This window comes from Chondromyces apiculatus DSM 436, from assembly GCF_000601485.1.
GTDB lineage: Bacteria > Myxococcota_A > Polyangia > Polyangiales > Polyangiaceae > Chondromyces > Chondromyces apiculatus.
Window position 1 is genome coordinate 1 of record NZ_ASRX01000052.1, and the last position, 20662, is coordinate 20662.

Annotated in this window: 17 protein-coding genes and 1 pseudogene; 8 read left to right on the top strand and 10 right to left on the bottom strand. The window is 70.8% G+C overall.

What is annotated here, in order from left to right:
- Positions 1 to 514 precede the first annotated feature (514 nt).
- A complete protein-coding gene (locus tag CAP_RS55845; protein WP_081865342.1) occupies positions 515 to 862 on the bottom strand; it encodes an SBBP repeat-containing protein in 348 nt (115 codons plus the stop codon).
- The gene (locus tag CAP_RS28355; protein WP_044246765.1) at positions 798 to 1268 is read right to left on the bottom strand and encodes a hypothetical protein; all 471 of its coding nucleotides are present in this window, start codon (positions 1266 to 1268) and stop codon (positions 798 to 800) included. Before CAP_RS28355 ends, CAP_RS55845 begins: the two co-directional genes overlap by 65 nt.
- Before the next feature lie 286 nt (positions 1269 to 1554).
- On the opposite strand from CAP_RS28355, the pseudogene CAP_RS55850 reads away from it, so the two are divergent.
- Positions 1555 to 1692, top strand: a pseudogene (locus CAP_RS55850) (type II toxin-antitoxin system antitoxin DNA ADP-ribosyl glycohydrolase DarG); the annotation flags it as partial.
- Between the two features lie 167 nt (positions 1693 to 1859).
- On the opposite strand, the gene CAP_RS28360 reads toward CAP_RS55850, so the two are convergent.
- The 7 genes from CAP_RS28360 to CAP_RS28390 form a co-directional block, all read right to left on the bottom strand.
- Complete coding sequence (locus tag CAP_RS28360) at positions 1860 to 2375, bottom strand: hypothetical protein (protein ID WP_044246767.1); 516 nt, start codon at positions 2373 to 2375, stop codon at positions 1860 to 1862.
- 481 nt (positions 2376 to 2856) lie between these two features.
- Positions 2857 to 4413 carry a sigma 54-interacting transcriptional regulator gene (locus tag CAP_RS28365; protein WP_063748767.1) on the bottom strand — a complete coding sequence of 519 codons (1557 nt, stop codon included), beginning with the start codon at positions 4411 to 4413 and terminating at the stop codon, positions 2857 to 2859.
- 289 nt (positions 4414 to 4702) lie between these two features.
- Entirely contained in the window at positions 4703 to 5350 is a 648-nt protein-coding gene (locus CAP_RS28370; RefSeq protein ID WP_156041216.1) for a hypothetical protein, read from the bottom strand.
- Between the two features lie 90 nt (positions 5351 to 5440).
- On the bottom strand, positions 5441 to 7075 hold the full coding sequence (locus tag CAP_RS45730) for an FHA and sigma-54 interaction domain-containing protein (protein WP_052376188.1): 1635 nt from the start codon (positions 7073 to 7075) through the stop codon (positions 5441 to 5443).
- 316 nt (positions 7076 to 7391) lie between these two features.
- Entirely contained in the window at positions 7392 to 8621 is a 1230-nt protein-coding gene (locus tag CAP_RS28380) for a chorismate transformation FkbO/Hyg5 family protein (protein ID WP_044246770.1), read from the bottom strand.
- 14 nt (positions 8622 to 8635) lie between these two features.
- A complete protein-coding gene (locus CAP_RS45735) occupies positions 8636 to 9457 on the bottom strand; it encodes a class I SAM-dependent methyltransferase (protein WP_052376190.1) in 822 nt (273 codons plus the stop codon).
- Between the two features lie 71 nt (positions 9458 to 9528).
- A complete protein-coding gene (locus tag CAP_RS28390; RefSeq protein ID WP_044246771.1) occupies positions 9529 to 10632 on the bottom strand; it encodes an amidohydrolase family protein in 1104 nt (367 codons plus the stop codon).
- Between the two features lie 368 nt (positions 10633 to 11000).
- Between CAP_RS28390 and lepB the strand changes: the two genes are divergently transcribed.
- From lepB to CAP_RS28410, 4 genes are all read left to right on the top strand, one after another.
- Positions 11001 to 12419, top strand: a complete 1419-nt coding sequence (gene lepB / locus CAP_RS28395) for a signal peptidase I (protein WP_044246772.1) — start codon at positions 11001 to 11003, stop codon at positions 12417 to 12419.
- Positions 12382 to 13185 carry a hypothetical protein gene (locus tag CAP_RS28400; RefSeq protein WP_044246773.1) on the top strand — a complete coding sequence of 268 codons (804 nt, stop codon included), beginning with the start codon at positions 12382 to 12384 and terminating at the stop codon, positions 13183 to 13185. Before lepB ends, CAP_RS28400 begins: the two co-directional genes overlap by 38 nt.
- A gap of 273 nt (positions 13186 to 13458) precedes the next feature.
- Positions 13459 to 15105 carry a L,D-transpeptidase gene (locus CAP_RS28405; RefSeq protein ID WP_156041218.1) on the top strand — a complete coding sequence of 549 codons (1647 nt, stop codon included), beginning with the start codon at positions 13459 to 13461 and terminating at the stop codon, positions 15103 to 15105.
- A 52-nt stretch (positions 15106 to 15157) separates the two neighbouring features.
- A complete protein-coding gene (locus CAP_RS28410; protein WP_044246775.1) occupies positions 15158 to 16027 on the top strand; it encodes a hypothetical protein in 870 nt (289 codons plus the stop codon).
- 33 nt (positions 16028 to 16060) lie between these two features.
- On the opposite strand, the gene CAP_RS28415 is transcribed toward CAP_RS28410, so the two are convergent.
- Positions 16061 to 16507 (bottom strand): thioesterase family protein, encoded by a 447-nt coding sequence (locus CAP_RS28415; RefSeq protein WP_044246776.1) that lies wholly within the window; start codon positions 16505 to 16507, stop codon positions 16061 to 16063.
- Positions 16508 to 16603: 96 nt separating this feature from the next.
- Here CAP_RS28415 and typA point away from each other — a divergent pair, with 96 nt between their 5' ends.
- From typA to CAP_RS45740, 3 genes are all read left to right on the top strand, one after another.
- Positions 16604 to 18439 (top strand): translational GTPase TypA, encoded by a 1836-nt coding sequence (gene typA / locus CAP_RS28420; RefSeq protein ID WP_044246777.1) that lies wholly within the window; start codon positions 16604 to 16606, stop codon positions 18437 to 18439.
- Between the two features lie 40 nt (positions 18440 to 18479).
- Positions 18480 to 19799 carry an ATP-binding protein gene (locus CAP_RS52645; RefSeq protein WP_044246778.1) on the top strand — a complete coding sequence of 440 codons (1320 nt, stop codon included), beginning with the start codon at positions 18480 to 18482 and terminating at the stop codon, positions 19797 to 19799.
- Positions 19800 to 19891: 92 nt separating this feature from the next.
- The gene (locus CAP_RS45740; RefSeq protein ID WP_197041391.1) at positions 19892 to 20590 is read left to right on the top strand and encodes an HNH endonuclease family protein; all 699 of its coding nucleotides are present in this window, start codon (positions 19892 to 19894) and stop codon (positions 20588 to 20590) included.
- Positions 20591 to 20662: the final 72 nt, after the last annotated feature.

A 20662-nucleotide genomic window follows, 5' to 3' on the forward strand; every position in this document is an offset into this window, starting at 1 on the left:
GTCCTTGCTCCCGCCCCCGTCCTTGCTCCCGACCGCGACCTCGCCCCTGGCCTCAGCCTTGCTCCCCGCCCCAGCCTTCGCCCTCCGCGTCGCCGTCTTCTTCGTGGCCATCCGTGTTCACGCCCCCGTGCGATCACCCACGGTGCCCGGCCGCCGCCACGCGTGTCAACGAACAGCAGCCTCGCCCTCTTCGACGCGATCCCCCACCACCCATGTCCCCAGATCGCGCCCCGGGACGCGCGCGTCGATCGCTGGGTCCGTGCTCGTCGCTGCCCCCGCGGCCGTCGCCGCGGCCGTCCCTGGGTTGGCCGGCGCCCTCGCCTCCGCGGCCGGCCCCGCCCCGGCAGCACTCGTGGCGGAAAGGGCGGCGAGGCAGGCGAGCGCGCCCAGACCTCAGGAGAGAGGGCGAAGCATCCGGCGAGTGTAGTCCGCGCGGCGCGCTCCGCGACGGTCTCCCGCCGTACCTGGCGCTGCGCCTCACCGGCGCTCATCCGGGCTTACAGCGACGTCTTCATCAGGAACATGTCCTTGCCACCTGATGCGCGCTGCCTGGCACAATGCTTCCTGACGTCTCCCCCGCCACGTAGACCTCACCCTCAACGCCAGCAGCGATCGCGGCCGGCCTATCGTATTCCGAGCTACCGGCCTGCCAGGCGCCTTGCACGAGCCCCCGCTTGTCGAACGCGAGCGCGAAGACGTCCGTGGTCCCCTGGTTCGCGTAACCGGCGAACGCACCGTTCGTCGTGCCGGCCACATAGACGTTTCCCTCGGCATCGAAGGCGATCGCGGTTGGCCATTCAGAGCCCGCGGTACCGTACCGGAGAGGCGCCTCGATCGTACCGGGCCACCACCCTGCGCGCATTCCCGGTGGGCTTCAGGTTCTCGGCCTGAAAGCTACCCTGCTCGTATCCCGTGAAGTAAAGGTTGCCCTCCGCATCGACCGTCAGCGCATTGATCATGTCGTCCCCGGACGTGCCGAGCTGAAGGTCGCCGGCCCACGGTCCTGTGGTGCCGGGTATGCCGCCTCCCTCACCCCCTCCGCCACTCCCGCCGACTCCCGCCGGGTGACCACCGCTGCCGGGAGCCGTGGTTCCCCCACCCCCGCAGCTCGCGCAGGAGGCATCGCCACCCTCACCGTGCTCGGGCCTGGGCTCCGCCGTCGTGGGCTCCACGCGCGAAGAGAACGGCTCCCCGACGATGCCACACGCACCACCGACGCAGGCGGCCACACCTGCGAAAACGAGCTGGTAACGGTGGAGCATGAACATGGTCCCCGCTTGAATTCCTCTGTCCAGCCAGGGCGATCAGCGACCCCATTGGCGCATCCCTGCGCAACGCTCACTCCGTGAAGACATCCCCTGTGCCCACATCCAGCGGAATCGCATCCGTAGGGATGAGGTTGCAGGGCCAGCTTCGATCACACAGGCCAGCTCTCACGAACAGACGACAGAGGCGGAGATGCCGTCCCCGTACCGCCGCACCATGACCATGACCTTCCACGCCCCAAAACCGGGTGTTGGTCAGGCCTGAATGGTACATTGATCACCGCACAGGATCGAGAGCGCGCGTGGAAACCTGCTGGCAGCGAGCGTCGACGCCCTGGTGACCACCGTCAACTGTGTGGGCGTGATGGGCAAGGGCATCGCGCTCCAGTTCAAGCAGACGTTCCCGGAGAACTTTCAGGCGTACGCGCCCCCCGAGGACTTGCGCCGCGGCATGAAGCGCCCCGAGATGACGCGTGACGTTGCGCGGCTCCTCGCCGCCACGGAGAAGTACCTCGGGCAGCAGGAGACCCGCGAGCCGCGGCCAGCACGGGCTCTCGTGCTGACCGCGGCCCCGTCAACTCACCTCGGCTTGGTTCAGCTCGACTTGCCCGCGGGCATGGGCTTCTCCGGCTCCTCCTCGGCCTCTTCCGCTTCTTCGTCCTCCTCCACCTCGGTGGGCGGGCGACGGTAGAAGGCGGCGAAGGCCTCGACCAGTTGCTGGAAGATGACGCCGATCTCCGGATCGTGCTTCATCTGTGCCTTCACGTGATCGTTCATCTGCCGCACCAGCTTCCAGGCGTCCGCGCCGAAGATGAGGTGTGACTGACGGAATTTCTCGCGGACCACGTCGAGATCGGTCAGACACTGGTCGGTGCCGTCCACGCGCATCGCGGCATCGCGCAATGCCTGGGCGGTGATACCGGGAGGTGGCGAGAAGGTCGTGCCGGCGCGCTCCAGGGCGTCGGCGGCCTGGTTGCAGAGGCGGCCCACACTGTGCGGCGCTTTGGCCGTGCGTCGAATGTCGCGCTTCGACAGCTTCCCCGCCTGCTGGGGCGGCGCGAGCAGGTCGTCGATGGTGATGGTGATCGTTCCGTGAGTGACCGTGGCCATGACTGGCTCCGTGAACAGGGCTCGATGAAGGCCGCCTTCCTCCTCTGCGCCGCATGCGCAGGGATCGACAGCCGGCACGGCACCGTGGCGCCGTGCGTGCCTGGCCTATTCGCAAGCCGTGTGCCGCGGACGGCGCAGCTTGCAACACTGCGGAATCCTTGAGCGCGACACCCTCATCAGGAGAAATCCTACGCAACCCATTGCTCGATCCGGAACCGATCGAGCAATGGGTTGCTCGCGCAACCGGTTGCGTAGTGAGCGAGAACACGGTGTCACCTGTTCCAGGAACACCTCGGACCTGTTCCAGGAACACCTCGAAGGTGTTCGCGGAACACCTCGGACCTGTTCCCGGAACACCTCGGACCTGTTCGCGGAACACCTCGGACCTGTTCCCGTGACAACTCACATGGTGTCACGCGAACACCTCGGACCTGTCCGCGGAACACCTCGGACCCATCCTACGGCTACTCCCCCCTCCCCCTCACTTCGGCGGGCGCACCAGGCCGAACGTCTTCACCTTGTGGACCAGGGTGCGCAGCGGCATCTGCAGGTCTTGCGCGGCCTTGGTCTTGTTCCAGCCGGCGGCCTCCAGGGCGCTCAGCAGCACGCCTCGCTCCTTCTGGAGCATCCGTGACCGGTAGCCGGCTCCGCTCGGGCCGTGTGCGACGCCGCCCTCCTCCAGGGCGGCGGCGGCCTCGTCGTCGGCGACGGTGTCGTCGAACTGGGCGGCCTCGCGGAGGGGGGCGGCGTCGCGCACGGCCCGGGGCAGGTCGGCGACGCTGATCTCGTCGGAGGTGGTGAGCACCACGGCTTGCGCGATGGCGTGGCGCAGCTCGCGGACGTTGCCGGGCCACGGGTAGCGCCGGAGGGCCTCGAAGGTCTCTTCCTGGATGCCGCGCACCGCGCGCCCGTTGGCCTCGTTGGCGAGGCGGAGGAAGTGCTCGGCGAGGGGCTCGATCTCCTCCTTGCGCTCGCGCAGCGGGGGGACGACCAGGGTGACGCCGTTGAGGCGGAAGTAGAGGTCCTCGCGGAACTTGCCGGCGAGGCTCATCGCCTTGAGGTCGCGGTGGGTGGCGGCGATGACGCGCACGTCGACGGGGATCTCGCGGGCCGAGCCCACCCGGGTGATGCGCCCGCTCTCCAGGACGCGCAGCAGGGTGGCCTGGGCGGCGAGGGGCAGCTCGCCCAGCTCGTCGAGGAACAGGGTGCCGCCGTTGGCCTCCTCGAAGACGCCCTTCTGCGGCTGCACGGCGCCCGTGAAGGCGCCCTTCTCGTGCCCGAAGAGGTGACTCTCCACGAGCGACGCGGAGATGGCGCCGCAGTTGACGCAGATCAGGGGGCCCTCATGGCGTGGCCCGCGCTCGTGCACGTAGCGCGCGAGCATCTCCTTGCCCGTGCCGGTCTCGCCCTGAACGAGCACCGGGATCCGCGCCGTGGCTGCGCGCTCCGCCCGCGCGAGCAGGGGGCGCATCCCGGCCCCCGCCACGAGCGGCTCGACATACGCCACGCTCTCCCCGGCGCGGGCCGCACCTTCCACCATGCGGGCCGCGCCTCCACCGACGTGCGCCGCGCCTTCATCCGCGGAGGTCACCGCCCCGTCGCTGCGCTTCTCCCCGCCGAGCCGCTCGACCCGCACCCGGAGGCTGCCGAGGCGCACGGCGTCGCCGATGGACAGCTCGGCCTGCTTGAGGCGCTTGCCGTGGCGCCAGGTGCCGTTCGTGGAGTCCAGATCCTCCACGAGGACCTGCTCGCCGGTTTCGCCGGTGAGGGTGAAGCGGGCGTGAGTGCGGGAGAGGGCGCTGTCCTCGAAGCGCATCATCGACGGCCGGGAGCGGCCGAGGACGAAGGGGACGCCAGGGTGGAGTAACGCCATGTCCACGCCGCCAGGGTGGGTCACCACCAGCGAGATCCGGAGCGGCTCGGGGCGCGGCGTGCGCGCGTGCCGGAGGATGCTGCTGGGGACCGGCTGCGTGGTGCGCACGGACGCCGCGTCGGAGGCGGCGCCGCCCTCGCTGGAGGGAGGGCCCTCAGCGGCCATGGTGACCTCCCGGTGCCCGTGCCTGTTCGTCGCCTGATCGTCGCCTGATCGTCGCTCGTGATCGGCCATGTCCTGTCCGCACATCGAAGAGAAGAATCACCGCAGACTGGACCGGGAGAGTACATGAGGGCTGGTCGTGCGGAACAGGGGACAGCGGGCGGCCTGGCTTGCACGGGCGGCCTGGCTTGCACGGGCGGCCTGGCTTGCACGGGCGGCCTGGCTTGCACGGGCGGCCTGGCTTGCACGGGCGTCTTGCTGCGCCTGGCGTCCGAGCGCGTGGAAAGTCAGGTCAGTCGCAGGGATAGGCGTCGAACAGCGTCCAGGAGAGGCTGCCGGAGTTGTCCTCGAAGACCTGGTCGGCCACCTGGATGCGGATGCTGGTGCCCGTCGCCTGCCAGTAACCACGCTGGTAGCTGGCGCCCACGGGCTCGGCGGCGGCGCCCCACGCCACGGTGAAGTCCTTGCCGTCGTCGGCGCTGTCGTTGAGGCGAAACCAGGTGACGCCACCGTCGTCGGAGACCCACGCGCCGTAATAGGCGGGTCCTGAGCCTCCGCCGTGCGCAAACCAGGGGCCGCCGCTGGTCTCGATGGCGTACCAGTTGCCCGGGACCAGCTCCCCCACGGGCCCGCCCTCGGCTGCCGTCGCCTCGATCGTGCCGGTCGAGACCGCGTCGCCCAGGCAGAAGCCGAGGGGCGTGGGCTGGGGTTCCGGAGGGAGGGGCTCGGGAAGGGGCTCGGGAAAGGGCTCGGGCGGAGGCTCAGGGTTGGCAGGAATCGGCGTCTCGTCGGGCCCGGACAGCACCACGACGTTGCCGGTGCAGCCCACCACCAGAAGTCCGAGCGCCACGACCGCCATCCGGCCCACCATCGACCCGCCTCCGCGCCTGCCCGAGATCGCCTCGAACGCCATTGCATCGTACACCGACACGATGCTCACGGTCAGGGCGTCAGGGCGTCAGGGCGTCAGGGCGTCAGGGCGTCAGCGCGTCAGCGCGTCAGGGCGTCAGCGCGTCAGCGCGTCAGCGCGTCACATCTGCGGGCGGCGCAGGCCGAGGACCATCATCTTGTAGACGAGGGCGTGCAGGGGCATCTGCAGCGCCTCTGCGGCCCTGGTCTTGTCCCAGTCGGCGTCTTCCAGGGCCTGGAGGAGGTGCACGGCCTCCTCGCGCTGAAGGCGGGAGCGCTCGTCGAGGAGGCCCGGGGAGCTGGCTTCGAGGGCGGCGGCGGCGCCGTCTTCGGTGAGGGTCTCCAGGATGGCGCCGCGGGCGAGGGAGGGCTCGCGCACGGCGCGGGGGAGGTCGGAAGGGGTGATCTCGTCGGAGGCGGTGAACACCACGGCGTGCTCGATGGCGTGGCGCAGCTCGCGCACGTTGCCGGGCCAGGAATAGCGGAGGAGGGTCTCGAAGGTGTCCACCCGGAAGCCGTGCACGGTGCGGCCGTTGGCGTCGTTGGCGAGGCGGAGGAAGTGCTCGGCGAGGGGCACGATCTCGTCCTTGCGCTCGCGCAGCGGGGGGACGACCAGGGTCGCGCCGTTGAAGCGCATGTAGAGGTCGTCGCGGAAGTGGCCGGCGGCGATCATGGTGTCGAGGTCGCGGTGGGTGGCGGCGATGACGCGCACGTCGACGGGGATCTCGCGGTGCGGGCGGACGATGCGGCCGGTGTCGAGCACGCAGAGGAGGGCGGCCTGGGCTTCGAGGGTCAGCTCGCCGATGGCGTCGAGGAAGACGGTGCCGCCGCTGGCCTCCTCGAAGACGCCCTTCTGCTGCACGGCGCCCGGGAAGTCGCCCTCGTCGTGGCCGAAGAGGTGGCTCTCCTGGGCCAGGCGGGGGATTCCGCCGCACTGCACGGAGAACATGGGGGCGCCGCGGCGGGAGCTGCGCTCGTGCAGGTAGCGCGCGAGCAGCTCCTTGCCGGTGCCGGTCTCGCCGCAGAGGAGCACGGGGACGCGGGCGGTGGCGGCGCGCTCGGCCTGGGCGAGCAGGGGGCGCATGCGGATGCCCGTGAGGAGCAGCTCGGGGGGCATGTCGGGCTCGCCGGGGTAGGTGACGCGATCGCCGACGTGCCACTCGGCGTGCTCGACGTGCTCGACGTGCGGGTCGGTGTGCAGGTCGACGCGGCCAGGCTGCAGCTCGGTGGCGAGGGAGCGCGCGAAGTCGCCGTCGGCGAGGGTGGGGGCGTCCTGGTGGGGCGAGGCGTCGTCCTCGGGGCGGGCGGCGGCGGACGCGGCGGAAATGGCAGGAGCACCAGGAGAGGCGTGCCTGTCGCCGCCGAGGCGCTCGATGCGCACGTGGAGGCTGCCGAGGCGCACGGAGTCGCCGAGGGTCAGCTCGGCTTGCTTGAAGCGCTTGCCGTGGTGCCAGGTGCCGTTCGTGGAGCCGAGGTCCTCGACGAGGACCTGGTCGCCCGTGAGGGTGAAGCGGGCATGGGCGCGGGAGAGGGCGCTGTCGTCGAAGCGCAGCATCGCGGGCTTGGAGCGGCCGAGGACGAGGGGGACGTCCGGGTGAAGCAAGGCCACCTCGACGCCGCGCGGGTGGGTGACCACCAGCGAGACCCGGAGCGGCTCGAGGCGCGGGGCGCGCGCGTGCCTGGAGAGGCCAGGGAGGGGGGGCCCCGCGTCGAGGGCCGCGCCGCGCTTGCTGGGAGGAGGGCCCTCGGCGCTCATCGAGGCCTCCGCGCTCTTGCCTTCGTTTCGCGCCTTCGTTTCTCGCCTGATCGCCGCTGGTGACCCATGTCCCGCCCACGCCGAGTAAAGATGAGAAGGCTCACATCCGACCGGAGGTGGAGAGTACATGAGGGCTGGCCATCCGGAACAGGAGACATCCCGATCCCCGGGGAGGGAGACCCCTTGAAAGCGCAGTCCGGACGTCACGTCGGGCATGCCTGATCGGAGCCGCGTCAGGGGGCTTCCCGGGGGAGCGGGCGGCCCTCGGCGAGGGCCAGGCGCAGGCGGGCGTGGCGGTGGCGTGGCAACGGGTCGGTCAGGCAGCGATGCCCTCGACCTCCAGGAGGAGGCCGGGGCGGCAGATGTCGTCGAGCAGGTAGATGATGTGCTCGGGGGAGATGTGGCGCTCCAGCTCGAATTGGGCTTCGGGCAGATCCTCGGGGTGCTTCACGTAGGCGCGGACGGAGTGGAAGCCGAGGAGGGAGAAGCTGGTACCGCCGAGGTTCTTGCGGGAGAGGAGGGCCTGCAGGTTGCGGACGGTCTCCGCGGACTGGGCGCGCATGCAGGTGTGGGCGGTCTCCTCGCCGACGATGCTGGCGGTGCCGGAGACGATGAGGTCGGAGAAGTCGCCGCCGCGGCGGAGGCTGCCGCGCGCGAAGACGGGCGGGCGCACGCCGAACTTGCGGGAGTAGCAAGCCGAAGGGACCTGGCGGTAGTTCTGCACGTAATCGACGCGCTGGCGGGTGAGGAGGACCTGGATGACGAGGGGGCCTCCGTGGGCGCCGATGCCCGTCGCGGCCGGGTAGAGGGGGTCGCCCTGGTCGTCCTTGGGGCCGTGCTGTTGCCAGGCGGCGAAGCGGCCGGCGTTGAAGAGGCGGTAGCGCTCCTGGTCGTCGGCGCCGCGCAGGATGCAGGGGACGTAGTTCCAGAGGCGGAGGAGGCGGTAGGCGGCGAGGTGCTGGGTGACCTGGAAGATGCGGCTGTAGGCGGCCTCGGTGGTGGCGGTGAGGTCGGCGGTGTCGTCGATGCGGACCTCGAAGTACGCGAGGTCGGCGGCGAAGCGGACGAGGACGCCCCCGACGAGGTCCTCGCGGGTGAGGGCGTCGGTGACGAGCAGCTCGTAGCGCTTGTCGGCGAGAGGGCTGATCCAGACCGGCTCCATGCCGGGGCGCGGGGCCTCGTCCGGGCGCAGGAACTGGGTGGGGCGGAGGATGCGGCCCTGGTGGCGGCGGAGGAGGCAGTCGAGGTCGGTGTCGCTGGCCTGGACGGCGCGGAGGCGGGTGCTGTCGGGGACGCGGTCGGCGCTGACGTCACGCAAGGTGGGGCGGTCGCGGTCGGCGCGGACGTCACGCACCGTGGGGCGGGCGGAGTCGCGCCAGGTGTCGACGCCGACGTCGGCGCTGACGTCGGCGCTGACGTCGGCGCTGACGTCGGCGCTGACGTCGACGCTGACGTCGGCGCTGACGTCACGCAGCGTGGGGCGGGCGGGGTGGCTGCTGGTGTCGCAGGTGGTGGAGCGGGTGTCGCGGGCGGTGCGGGTATTCATGGTGGCGTGGGTTCTCAGCGCTGGAAGTAGAGGCAGACGTTGTTGTTGTTGCCGGCCCAGACGCGCACCTCACGGACGTTGAGGTGACGGGCGACGGTGCCGGCGGCTTTGCGGTACTGCTCCAGGGAGGGGGCGCTCAGGTGGGCGCGGACGAAGGAGCGGACGAGGTTCTCGACGTCGCGGGTGACGCGGCGCTCGCGCACGGCGGCGACGAAGGCGGCCTGGCCCGCAGGGCCGAGGTCGGAGACCTGGCGGAAGGCGGTGAAGCAGGCCATGCCGCCGCGAGGGCGGGCGGCGGAGACCATGCGGGTGAGGGTGTCGCCGAGGCCGTCGATGCGGTGGAGCATGTTGCGGGAGACCACGACGTCGGCGAGGTGGTCGGCCTCGCGGGCGACGAGGCGGGCGTCGTGGTGGTGCAGGGTCATGCGCCCGGCGACGCCGAAGGACTGGAGGGTGCCGGCGGCGAGGGTGAGCATGTCGCGGGAGAGGTCGACGCCGGTGACGTGCGCCGCGGGGATGGCGCGGGCGATCATCGCGGAGAGGATGGCGGGGCCGCAGCCGAAGTCGAGGATGCGGGGGGCGGTGAGGCCGGCGCGGTCGCAGAGGTCGCGCACGAAGCGGACGATGGGGCGGTAACGCTCGGGGTGGTGCGCGGCCTCGCGGCTGAACTCGGAGGCCTCGTCGCCGACGATGGGCTCGTCGTCCCTGGACAGGGAGACGACCTGGCCGAGGCCGAGGTAGGTGCCGTAGCCGCCCCCCTCGACGAGGGCGCGGAGGTTGTCGTCCACGGCGTGGCGCGCCACGCCCGCGGTCGCTGGAATCAAGAGACGGGTCATCAATCCTCGCTTCCGGAGAGGGTTTCGGGTCGTTGCTGGCAAGGTCCGCACGGGGTGGGTGAGGCTCGGGGTCAGGTGGGGCGGGCAGCGCGGCTCAGGCCGTAGAACCTGGCGGCGTTGTCGTGGACGAGGGCGATCTTGTCGGCGGCGGAGAGGGCGTCGCCGTCGAGCAGCTCCGTGAGCTCGTGCTGCGATTTGTCGGCGCCGTGCTCGTGCGGGAAGTCGGTGGAGAAGATCCAGGGCTTGTTGCCGAGCACCTGGACGGCATAGGGGAGGTCGGGCTCGTCGCCCTCGACGCCGACGAAGATGCGGCCCTCGTCGATGTGGCGCTGGATGTAGGCGGCGAAGCCCTCGCCAGGGCGGAGGCGGGCGTGCTCGCCGCGGGGGTCGACGGGCTGGAAGGCCTTCCAGGAGCCGTGGGAGCGCTCGCGGGCGAGGAGCATCCAGGCGACGCCGCCTTCGAGGAAGCCGTAGCGGGCGCGGGGGAAGCGGTCGAAGACGCCGTGGAAGAGCATGGCGACCATGGCCTCCATGACGGCGATGGGGTGGCCCAGGGCGTGGACGGCGGCGAAGACGCCGAAGGTGTCGAGGCCGAGGCCCTGGTGGGGGCCGCCGTGCACGGCGAGGGCGCAGCCGAGGCGATCGGCTTCGGCGTAGACGGGGAAATAGGCGCGGGAGCCGAGGTGCATCTTGAGGCCGTTGGCAGGGAGCATGGCGCCGGCCATGCCCAGCTCCTCGACGCAGCGGCGCAGCTCCTCGACGGCGAGGTCGGGGTCCTGCATGGCGATGAGGCCCATGGCGCGGAAGCGGCTGTCGCGGAGGAGGTAGGCGTCGTGGATCCAGTCGTTGTAGGCGCGGCAGAGTCCATGGGCGTAGGCGGCGTCCATGAGCCTGCCGATGGAGAGGCCGGCGGTCGGATAGAGGACGGCCGCGGTGAGCCCGAGCTCGGTCATGAAGCTTTGCCAGCCATGGACGCCCGGGTTGCCGAAGGAGCCCTGCGGGGGCACCCAGACGCCGTGGTGCAGGTGGTCGAGGTGGGGGAAGGGGCCGAAGAGGCCCGGGGCGGCGGCGCCATTCCAGTGGGGGAGGCGGCGGGAGATCTCGGCGATGTCCTCGACGACGTGGCCGTCCGCATCGATGCGCATGGGGCGCATGTCGAGAGGAGTGGTGGTCATTCTGTCACGGTCTCCCGCACACGCCGAGCACGCCGCGCGCGGCGTTCGTTGCCGGGCACTGCGTGCACGCAGGCGGCAGGTCGCCTGCGCTCGGCGTGCACGCCGCTCATGGTCCAGGTGAGAGGAGCCTGACCATAACGACATGTTATGGCACCCCCCGCTGCCCAATCTAACACAGCGCGCGACACGGGCCAGAACACCGAGGCCGTGGTGGCGAGGATCTCCGGGCGGGGGAGCATCGGGAAGCGCGGCCATGGGCCTTCCCGTCCAGGGCCTGCGCGGGATGCGACGACGATGCCGCGAGGATGCCGCGAGGATGCCGACGGTTGCGGCAGGAGTGCGGCAGGGGTGCTGGTAGAGTGACGGGGATGCGCTGCTGGTGGTTCGTCGCGTGTTTCCTGTTCCCCGGGCTTGCCTGTGCACCGGCCGCGCCTCCGCCGTCGACGCCTGGGCAGGTGATGCCTGCGACGCCCGAGAGCGCGTCCGTTCCGGTCCCCTTCGCGGGCGGGCACGCGCCAGCGGGAGCCGCGATGCTGGCGCGGGTGAAGTTCGACGCGCTGCCGAACCTGCCCTTCGGGATGGGGAGCGCCTCGCAGTTCCCCTGGACGCCGTACATGGAGGGGTGTGGCCTCGACGGGCGCACGGAGATTCACACGCTGGAAGGTGGCGTCGCCAGGTCAGGCGCGTTCGCCATGGCCTTGCAGGGGACGCCAGGCGCGGAGGCCGTGCGCTGCGTGCTCGACGCGATGCTCGGTGCCGAAGGCGGCAGCCCGGGAGCTGCGGGGATGCCGGCGCTCCAGGTGGCTGCCCTCCCGGAGGGGGCGGTCCTGGTTTCGCGCGAGGGCGTGGGGGCGCCGGCAGTCACGGGAGGCAGCAGGTCCGGCGGCGGCGCGTCCGTGGATCTCGGGGCGTGGCTCGCGGAGGTCGATCCGAAGGCGCCTTTCGCGTTCGCGGCGCAGCTCGCGCCCCGGGACCGTGCACCTGCCCTGCGCTTCGTCACTGGCGCAGATGCCGTCGAGGTCCGCCTGCGCTTCCCGGACGCCAGCGGGGCCGCCGCCGTGCGCGCGTTCTTCGAGGAGAGCTTCGCGCGGGCCGCGGCGCAGGGGGGTGCGGGTCTGAAGGAGGCGTTGCACCTCGAAGGCGCCGAGCTGACGCTGAAGGTCGCGCCGTCCGTGAGCACGGCGGCCGCGCTGCGGGAGCACCTGGTGGAGGCGTTCCGGATGCCGACGGGGAGCATGATCCCCTCGCTGATCCCCGGTGATCAGGTCCTGGTCGCGAAGGGGGCGCTCGCGGGGAAAGCTGCCCGCGGGGACATCGTGGTCCACGCGGATGTCCGCAACCCACGCCAGCGGTTCATGAAGCGCGTCCTCGCGGTCGGAGGCGACCGGCTCCAGATCGATGGCTATTCCATCCGGCTGAACGGGGCGCCGGTGGCAGCGACGCTCGTCGACGGTGACGTGACCTGGGGCGGGTACGGGGGCGAGGAGACGCAGAAGGGTGCGGTGTGGCGGGAGACGCTCGACGGCCACGCCTACGACACCCTCCGGACCGCGTCGGAATCGGACGTGAAGGTCGACCTCACGGTGCCGCCGGACAGCGTGTTCGTGGTCGGGGACAACCGCGACAACTCTCACGACAGCCGGCATTTCGGTGCCCTTCCGATGTCGGCCGTGGTGGGGCGGGTGGTGCTGGTGCACGTCTCGGTGCTCGACGGGGAGATCCGCTGGGAGAGGCTGGGGATCCTGCCGGATGCAGCGCTGCACGCGGGGCCTGGCGGGCAGCGCTGAGGCGTCGGGAGCGGTCAGGCGCGAGGTGGGGCCAGCGGACGAGGAGGTCGATGCGGCCGCGGCCGATGCCGTACTCGGCGGTGTGCTGGGCGTAGAGTTCGCGGACCTCGGCGAGGGTGAAGTTGCCGAGCCGGAGGGACTTGATCTTGATGTTGAAGGGGCTGGAGGAGCCGAGCCGGTCAGGATCCCCGCCGCTGGCGATCTTGTAGTCGCGCACGTTGCGCAGGCCGCAGAGGGCCACGGAGGCAGGAAAGTGGGCAGGACGGCTCGGGAAGTTGGCGCGGAGCTGCCTGAGGACGCTGAGCAGGCTGGCGCCGCGCTGGGCGTCGATCTCGTCGAAGAAGAGGACGAGAGGGCGAGGACAGGCGCGCGCCCAGGTGCTCAGGGCTGTGCCGACGAGTCCCTCGTCGCCCTCGGTGTCGACGGCAGGTGGCCGCAGCTCGGGCGGGAGCTGGCTCTCGGCGCTGAGGAGGGGGCTTTTCAGCAAGGCACGGTGCGCCGAGCCGATGTCGTCACTCCAGGCTCCTCCATCCTCGCAAGAGAAGGCGACCGCAGCATACCGGCCCGACGCGGTGAGGTGCTGGGCGAGCGCGCGCAGGGTGGTGGTGTTGCCCCTCTGGCGGGGAGCTGGCTGGATGTTGACGAACTCCATCCGCTCCACGAGGGCGGGTATCTCGGACAGGCGGCGCGCCGCCTGAACCATGCAGTGGCGCTCGGTGATGCAAGGTCCGGCGGTGTTGAAGCGGCGCTTCATGGCCGGACCTAAGGACCACACTGCGGGCGGGGCGCAAGGGAGCGCGTTGGCGGGGCGCGCAGGATCGGATACGAAAGAAAGCTGAATCCGATGTCACCTCGATCCGTATTGCTGCTCCTCCCCTTCGTGCATGCGTTCGCTTGTGGGGGCGCCACGGAAAGTGAGCGGCGAGGGCTCGCGACGGGAGCGGGAGCAGGATCGCTGCACCAGGAGAAGCGAGGCGGGGCAGTCCAGGCAGACTCCTCCAGCCCGACGCGCAGTGACGGGGACGTAGACTCCGGAGCGGTGGACGGCACCAGTGCGGCTCCGGGGGCACCGAGCCCCGCCGCCTCTCCGCAGGACGGGCCGCGGATGGCCGGGAGCGGCACGCTCGCGATGCAGGCCCCGACGACGGCACAAGGAAGGGCAACGGGGCTCGCGCAGGCCGGCCCCGGGATGCAGGCAGCCCACGGCGGACAGGCTGCGGCAGGTCGCGTCAGCGATGGGCAGGCAGGTCACGCCAGCAAGGGGCACGAGGGTCCCGCAGCAGCTCCGACGAAGGAGGCAGCGCCCATCGACGATCGGCCGAGGCTCACCAGCCAGGGATACGTGACGTGGATCTGGCCAGAGCCGGCGCGGGGGGAGAAGTACCTGGGGTACGTGCGCAACGGGGGGTCGGTGGCGCTGCGGAGCACAGAGAAGGTGCGGGGGACAGGGTGCCCGGGGGGGTATCTGGCCGTCGAGCCGCGGGGATACGTGTGCGTGGACAGGACGGTGACGCTCGCACCGGCGCCGCGGTCGGTGGAGATCGCGGAGGCGACGCGGGGGAAGGAAGGGGCGTTCCCGTACCGGTACGCGCTGTCGAACGGGGCGCCGATGTACAACCGCCTGCCCACGCGGGCAGAGCAGGCGCGGTTCGAGACGAAGTTCGGGAAGGCAGGGTCGTTCAGGCCGCTGCCGAAGACGCTGAGCGGGCACGAGGCGCTGGCAGTGGTGGAGGCGATCCCGGCGGTGGACGCGCTGCCGGAGTTCCTGCGGGGAGGTCAGGGGCTGAGCGACCGGATGGGGCTCGTGCGGCAGGACATGCCGCTGGGCTCGATGGTGTCGTTCACGCGGTCCTTCGAGGCAGAAGGGCGCACGTGGCTGCTGTCGGCCGACAACACGCTGATGCCCGCGGACCGGGTGCGGCCCTTCAGGCCGAGCACGTTCCAGGGGACGCGGCTCGGGGCGGAGGTGAAGCTGCCCCTCGCGTGGGTCCGGAAGCAGGCGCGGCCCAGGTACCGCGGGGTGGCAGGTGGCGGCGTGGAGGTGGCCGGGGGGGAGTTCGCGCTGCGGTCGTTCGTGCAGCTCACCGGGGAGCAGGTGGAGCACGGGGGGCGGGTGTTCCTGGAGACGCGGGAGCGGGACGCGGGGGGCGCGACGCTCTACATGGCCGAGGAGGACGCGACGGTGGTGGAGGCGGCGAAGAAGCTGCCAGGGGGCGTGGCCGAGGGGCAGAAGTGGATCCACGTGCGGGTGACGCTGGGGACGCTGACGGCGTACGAGGGGAGGACGCCAGTGTTCGCGACGCTGATGTCGCCAGGCGCCGGGGGGGTGTCGGTGCCAGGGCGGGATCCGGTGAAGGACAGCACGACGCCGCGGGGGACGTTCTACGTGACGTTCAAGGACCGGGCAGCGACGATGTCGCCGGAGAAGGGGGAGAACCGCAGCTTCTGGATCGCGGACGTGCCCCACACCCAGTACTTCAACCCGCCCTTCGCGCTGCACGCGGCGTACTGGCACGAGCGGTTCGGGGAGCCGACGAGCGCGGGGTGCGTGAACGTGTCGCCGATCGACGCGGCGTACCTGTTCGGGTGGAGCGATCCGCAGGTGCCGGAGGGGTGGCAAGGGGCGACGGGCGCAGGGGCGACGAAGGAGAACGGGGCGACGACGGCCGTGGTGGTGCACCGCTGAGGGATCGATAGGGCGCTCTCGTCACGGCGGCGCGGGTGTAGGCTCGCCGGCCATGAGACTTGCGCTGCTCCTCCTCGCCCTCGCCACGGCTGGCTGCGCCGCGACCCCTCCGATGTACGAGCCGTCGACGGTGCCCTCGGCGCCTTCGCTCACGGCCTACTCGTCAGGAAGCTTCAGCTCCGCGTCGGAGAGCTTCACCTCCTCGCCCTCGGCGCCCTCGGTGCCGCAGCGGGGGGCGACGTCCGACCTGGTGGTGAGGCCGGACATGCTGGAGATGGGGTTCGCGCTCCGGGAGACGGAGATGAGCGAGGCGCAGGCGATCGCGGCGGCGCAGGCGACGGTGGCGGCCATCGCGAAGGAGCTGGAGCAGGTGACGCAGGGGGCGGCGAAGGTGAAGATGTGCGGGATGACCGCGACGCCGATGCGGCTGTCGTACAGCAAGGCGGCGACGAAGAAGGCCGAGGCCGCGGACGACGAGAAGGCGCCCGGGGAGAAGGCGCCCGAGAAGGTCAAGATGATCGCGGTGACGGTGGACGGGCTGGTCGAGGTGCCGCTCGCGGCGTCGCTCGACTACTGGGGGCGCATGCGGTTGATCTCCGCGCTGAAGCAGGTGACGCGGGAGGTCGTGGCGCGGGCGGCGGCGGTGCCGGAGGGGCGGCGGGGGGCGACCTTCGCGGATCCGAGGCCGCTGGTGAAGGATCCGGAAGGGCACCGGGCAGCGCTCACGGAGCGGTGGGTGCGGCGGGTGCGCTCCTTCACGGAGGTGGCGCAGGGCGGGGCGGCGCCACTGCAGGTGGTGGACTGCACGCCGCCAGGGCCGATCGAGCAGCAGGTGAGGTCGCTGGAAGAGGTGGCGCTGTCGCTGAACATCGCGTGCAGGCTCAACGTCGCGGCAGGGCGTCAGGGCGGCGGGCGCGAGTAGGGGGCGCGCAGGCCGCACAAGGGCGCGCGGGGTCTACGCGGGCGGGGCCGCGGGGGGGTGCTTGAGGGCCTTGATGGCGTAGACGCCCTTGCCGGTGGCGATGAGGTGGTCCTCGGCGCCGGGGTGGAAGAGGCGGACGTCGGAGACGCCGATGCGGCCGCCGACGCGGACGATCGCGGCCTCGGCGATGAGGCGCTCGGTCTTGCCGGGGCGCAGGTAGTCGACGCGCAGGTCGATGGTGGAGACGCGGAGGGAGGGGCTTTCCAGCGTGGACCAGACGGCGACGCCGCCCGCGACGTCGGCGACCATGCTGATGACGCCGCCGTGGAGGGCGGCGCGGGCCCAGTCGCCGAGGAAGTCGTCGCGGAAGGGCAGCTCCAGGCGAACCCGACCGGGCTCGGCATGCGTGAGCTCCAAGCCGAGGAAGCGGTTGAACGGGATCTGCTGTTCAACCATCACCTTGAGAAGCGCGAGGTCCATGGGGCCTCCCATACCAGGGTTGAGGAAGGTGACGCCATGGAGGCCGGCAGCCCTCTCGCGCTCCGCCGGGCAGCATGCTAGGGGCATGCCGCCGACATGGCTCAAAACCTCCGCAACATCGCGATCGTGGCGCACGTCGACCACGGTAAGACCACCCTCGTCGACCACATGCTCCGGCAGGCAGGCGCCTTCCGCGAGAACGAGGAGGTCGTCGAGCGGGTCATGGACTCGAACGACCTCGAACGGGAGCGGGGGATCACCATCCTCGCGAAGAACACGAGCGTCCGTTACAAGGGGACCAAGATCAACATCGTGGACACGCCAGGCCACGCCGACTTCGGCGGGGAGGTGGAGCGCACGCTGATGATGGCCGACGGGGCCATCCTGCTCGTGGACGCGGCGGAGGGGCCGCTGCCGCAGACGCGGTTCGTGCTGTCGAAGTGCCTGGAGCGGAAGTTCCCGGTGATCCTGGTGGTGAACAAGATCGACCGGTCCGACGCGCGGCCCCACGAGGTGCTCTCGGAGGTGTTCGATCTGTTCTGCGATCTGGAGGCTTCGGACACGCAGCTCGACTTCTCGACGCTCTACGCGATCGGGAAGCTGGGGCAGGCGAAGAAGGAGATGACGGACGTGGCGACGGACCTCACGCCGCTCTTCGAGACCATCCTGTCGAAGGTGCCGGCGCCGGCGGGAGACCCGGAGGGGCCGCTGCAGATCATCATCTGCAACACGGCGCACGACGACTACGTGGGCAAGCTCGCAGTGGGGCGCGTGGTGCGCGGGACGGTGAAGAACAACCAGGAAGTGCTGGTGCTCGGCGAGGAGGGGCAGACCCGCGGGAGCGTGAAGGTGCTCTACGCCTTCGAGGGGCTGAAGCGAGGCGTGGTGCAGAGCGCGTCGGCGGGCGAGGTGGTGGCCGTGGCCGGGCTCGACTCGGCGACCATCGGAGACACCATCGTGGTGCCGACCCACCCGGAGGCGCTGCCGCGGATCGTGGTGGAAGAGCCGACGATCAAGATGCGGATCGGGGTGAACACCTCGCCGTTCGCGGGCAAGAGCAAGCAGTCGAAGTTCCTGACCAGCCGGCACCTGAAGGACCGCCTGGAGAAGGAGGCGATGCGCAACCTGGCGATCCGGGTGGAGCCCACGGAGTCACCCGACACGTTCCTGGTGCTGGGGCGCGGGGAGCTGCAGCTCGCGATCCTGGTGGAGACGATGCGCCGGGAGGGCTACGAGGTGCAGCTCTCCAACCCCGAGGTGGTGACCCGCGAGGTGAACGGGGACATCGTGGAGCCGGTGGAGCTCGTGGTGGTGGACGTGCCCGAGAGCTTCGTGGGCGTGGTGACGGAGCGGCTGAGCACGCGGCGAGGCCGGATGGTGAAGATGACCAACCCGGGCTTCGGGCGGGCGCGCCTGGAGTTCAAGGTGCCGTCGCGGGGGCTCATCGGGTTCCGCGGCGAGTTCCTGACGTCGACGCGCGGGACGGGGCTGCTCAACACCATGTTCGACGGGTGGGCGCCCTGGGGCGGGCCGATGATGCGGCGGCCCACGGGGGCGATCGTCTCCGACCGGGCCGGGGTGGCGACGCCGTACGCGCTGCACCACCTGCAGCCGCGCGGGCAGTTCTTCATCAACCCGGGCGTGGAGGTCTACGAGGGGATGATCGTGGGCGAGCACAACCGGAACAACGACACGGACTGCAACGTGATCAAGGAGAAGAAGCTCTCCAACGTGCGCAACCACGGCAAGGACGAAAACGTCCTGCTCGCGCCTCCGAAGGTGCTCAACATCGAGACGGCAATGGAGTGGATCGACGGCGACGAGCTGGTGGAGGTGACGCCGGAGGCGGTGCGGGTGCGCAAGCGGGTGCTGGCGTGCAACCTGCGCGACCGGCGCGAGGACGCCATCGAGAACGCGCAAGCCGTGACCTGAGGCAGAGTGCGGGGGGGAGCACGGGGGAGGCGGGGTCGCCATGCACGTCGCGCGCGTCGAGATCCGCAACATCAAGGGCTTCGGAGACGGCGAGGACGGGGTCGATCTCGACCTGACGGACGGCGGGAGGATCAACAATCTCGCCGGCTGGACGGTGTTCGCAGGGGCGAACGGGAGCGGCAAGACGACGCTGCTGCGGGCGATGGCGGTGGCGATCGACGGCCAGACCGCCAGCGGGATCGCCTTCGAGCGGGTGCCGGACTGGATTCATGCCGGCTGCGCAGAGGGGTCCGTCCGGATCGAGCTGGAGCGCTTCCACGTGGTGACGGACGCCACGACGCCCGAGCCGTTCGCGCGGCGCGCTCCGCCCCTCGCGGCGAATGCCAGATGGCTCCGCGAAGAAAAGATCTGGCGCAACAGCCTTGATGACCTCCCGCCATTCATCACGGAGGGCCCGTTGAACCTGGTGTCGTTCATGGCGGCCTACGGTCCGACCCGCAGGGTGGTGGGGCGCCTGGATGACGTGACGGCGCTGATGCAGTCGCACGCGCACCGGAGCGCAGGTCTGTTCCGGGAAGATGCTTACCTCGCCGAGAGCGTGCAGTGGCTGCAGAGGCTCGATTATCAGCGGCTCTCGGGCGATGCCGACGCGGAGAGGCTCCTCGAGCTGACCCTCAGGCTGCTCAATGACGCTCTGCTCCCGGGGGACTTCCACATGCTCGGGGTCTCCCCGACCGGGCTGCGGGTGCGGCACCGAGGTACGGAGCTGTCCCTGCAGAGCCTCAGCGATGGATACCGCACCACCGCCGCCCTGGTCCTCGACCTGGTGAGCCAGGTGGCCAACCAGGTGAGCCGCGGCGCCCCGCTGGAGCAGAGGCCCGACGGGCGGGTCATCGTTCCTCACCCCGGGGTGGTCTTCATCGACGAGATGGAGCTGCACCTGCACCCCTCCTGGCAGAAGCGGATCGGCTTCTGGCTCAAGGAGCACTTCCCCTGGACGCAGTTCCTGGTGACCACCCACAGTCCCTTCATCTGCCAGGCGGCAGATACGCTGGTGCGCCTCTCGCCGCCGGGGCAAGGGCAGCCGGTGGCGGAGATCGTGGACGAGGAGACTCACCGGCGGGTGGTCACCGGGGGTGCGGACGACGCGGTGGTCAGCTCGCTCTTCGGGCTGGAGTACCCGCACTCGGACCAGGCAGAGCGGGCGCGGGAGCGGCTGGCCATCCTGGAGGTGCGGGAGTTCGACGGCACGCTGAACGAAGAAGAGCCGCAGGAGCTGGAGCGGCTGCGCCGGGCCTTCCCCGAGACGGCCACGGCAGCGGTGGAGAGGGCGCTGCGCAAGGTGGCCGCGGTGTCATGAGGAGAATCCTCCGCACTCCGCTCGGTAAAAAAGCGCGGGTGTGGTTGTGGCGCCATGCCCGGGCCGTGCTGAGTGCTCCACGGCCCGTAGCCGTGGCGAACGCAAGGTGGGCTTCACGTAGGCCCCTGGACAGGCGCTACCGCGAGGAGGTCCGGCACGCGCTGAAGCAGATGGCGGGTGGCGTCGAGCGCTGCATGTACTGCGAGGACTCCGCAGGGCACGCCATCGAGCACTTCTGGCCCAGGTCACGGTTCCCGGAGCGCGCGTTCTGCTGGGAGAACCTGCTGCTCACCTGCGACCGCTGCAACAACCACCACAAGCGGACGCAGTTTCCCCTGAGCCTGCAAGGAGAACCGCTGCTGGTCGATCCCACCGCCGAGGAGCCGGGCATGCACCTGGAGCTGCGCCCGCGGGAAGGACTGATGCTGGCGCGCGAGGGCTCTGCCAAAGGCGAGACGACCATCGGGGTGCTGGGGCTCAACCGGTACGAGCTGCGGAAAGGTCGCAAGATTGCCTGGACGGGCTTGCAGGCGCTGGTGGAACGCTACGGCCGGTTCAAGGAGCAGGACCGGGCCGAAGAGGCGGCGCTCTGCGCGGGGACCCTCACCGGGCATCCCTTCCCCGCAGTCCTTGAGGTCCTGCTCCGCACCGCGGAGCGCGCCGACGCCGAGCAGTACGTCGACCCTGAGTGCCTGGCGGTGCTGCGGAGCCACGGCTCGGACCTGCGTGCGCTCCTGGCCAGGGGTCTCTCCTCCCAGGCTGCGCCCGTGTCACCAGCGAGGCCGCTCTGATCGAGCGTCTCCGGTTCGGGCGGGAGCCGAGAAGCAGCCTCCACCCCTTCTGAGGAGCACCGCTCGTCGGCG

Excerpts from the sequence above, each read along its gene's own strand:
- CAP_RS28360 (WP_044246767.1), bottom strand. The coding sequence starts at position 2,375 with ATGGCCACGGTCACTCACGGAACGATCACCATCACCATCGACGACCTG.
- CAP_RS28415 (WP_044246776.1), bottom strand. The coding sequence starts at position 16,507 with ATGGACCTCGCGCTTCTCAAGGTGATGGTTGAACAGCAGATCCCGTTC.
- CAP_RS55845 (WP_081865342.1), bottom strand. The coding sequence starts at position 862 with ATGCGCGCAGGGTGGTGGCCCGGTACGATCGAGGCGCCTCTCCGGTAC.
- lepB (WP_044246772.1), top strand. The coding sequence starts at position 11,001 with ATGCGCTGCTGGTGGTTCGTCGCGTGTTTCCTGTTCCCCGGGCTTGCC.
- CAP_RS28400 (WP_044246773.1), top strand. The coding sequence starts at position 12,382 with ATGCAGCGCTGCACGCGGGGCCTGGCGGGCAGCGCTGAGGCGTCGGGA.
- CAP_RS28355 (WP_044246765.1), bottom strand. The coding sequence starts at position 1,268 with ATGTTCATGCTCCACCGTTACCAGCTCGTTTTCGCAGGTGTGGCCGCC.
- CAP_RS45730 (WP_052376188.1), bottom strand. The coding sequence starts at position 7,075 with ATGAGCGCCGAGGGCCCTCCTCCCAGCAAGCGCGGCGCGGCCCTCGAC.
- CAP_RS52645 (WP_044246778.1), top strand. The coding sequence starts at position 18,480 with ATGCACGTCGCGCGCGTCGAGATCCGCAACATCAAGGGCTTCGGAGAC.
- CAP_RS45735 (WP_052376190.1), bottom strand. The coding sequence starts at position 9,457 with ATGACCCGTCTCTTGATTCCAGCGACCGCGGGCGTGGCGCGCCACGCC.
- CAP_RS28410 (WP_044246775.1), top strand. The coding sequence starts at position 15,158 with ATGAGACTTGCGCTGCTCCTCCTCGCCCTCGCCACGGCTGGCTGCGCC.
- CAP_RS28380 (WP_044246770.1), bottom strand. The coding sequence starts at position 8,621 with ATGAATACCCGCACCGCCCGCGACACCCGCTCCACCACCTGCGACACC.
- CAP_RS28365 (WP_063748767.1), bottom strand. The coding sequence starts at position 4,413 with ATGGCCGCTGAGGGCCCTCCCTCCAGCGAGGGCGGCGCCGCCTCCGAC.
- CAP_RS28390 (WP_044246771.1), bottom strand. The coding sequence starts at position 10,632 with ATGACCACCACTCCTCTCGACATGCGCCCCATGCGCATCGATGCGGAC.
- typA (WP_044246777.1), top strand. The coding sequence starts at position 16,604 with ATGGCTCAAAACCTCCGCAACATCGCGATCGTGGCGCACGTCGACCAC.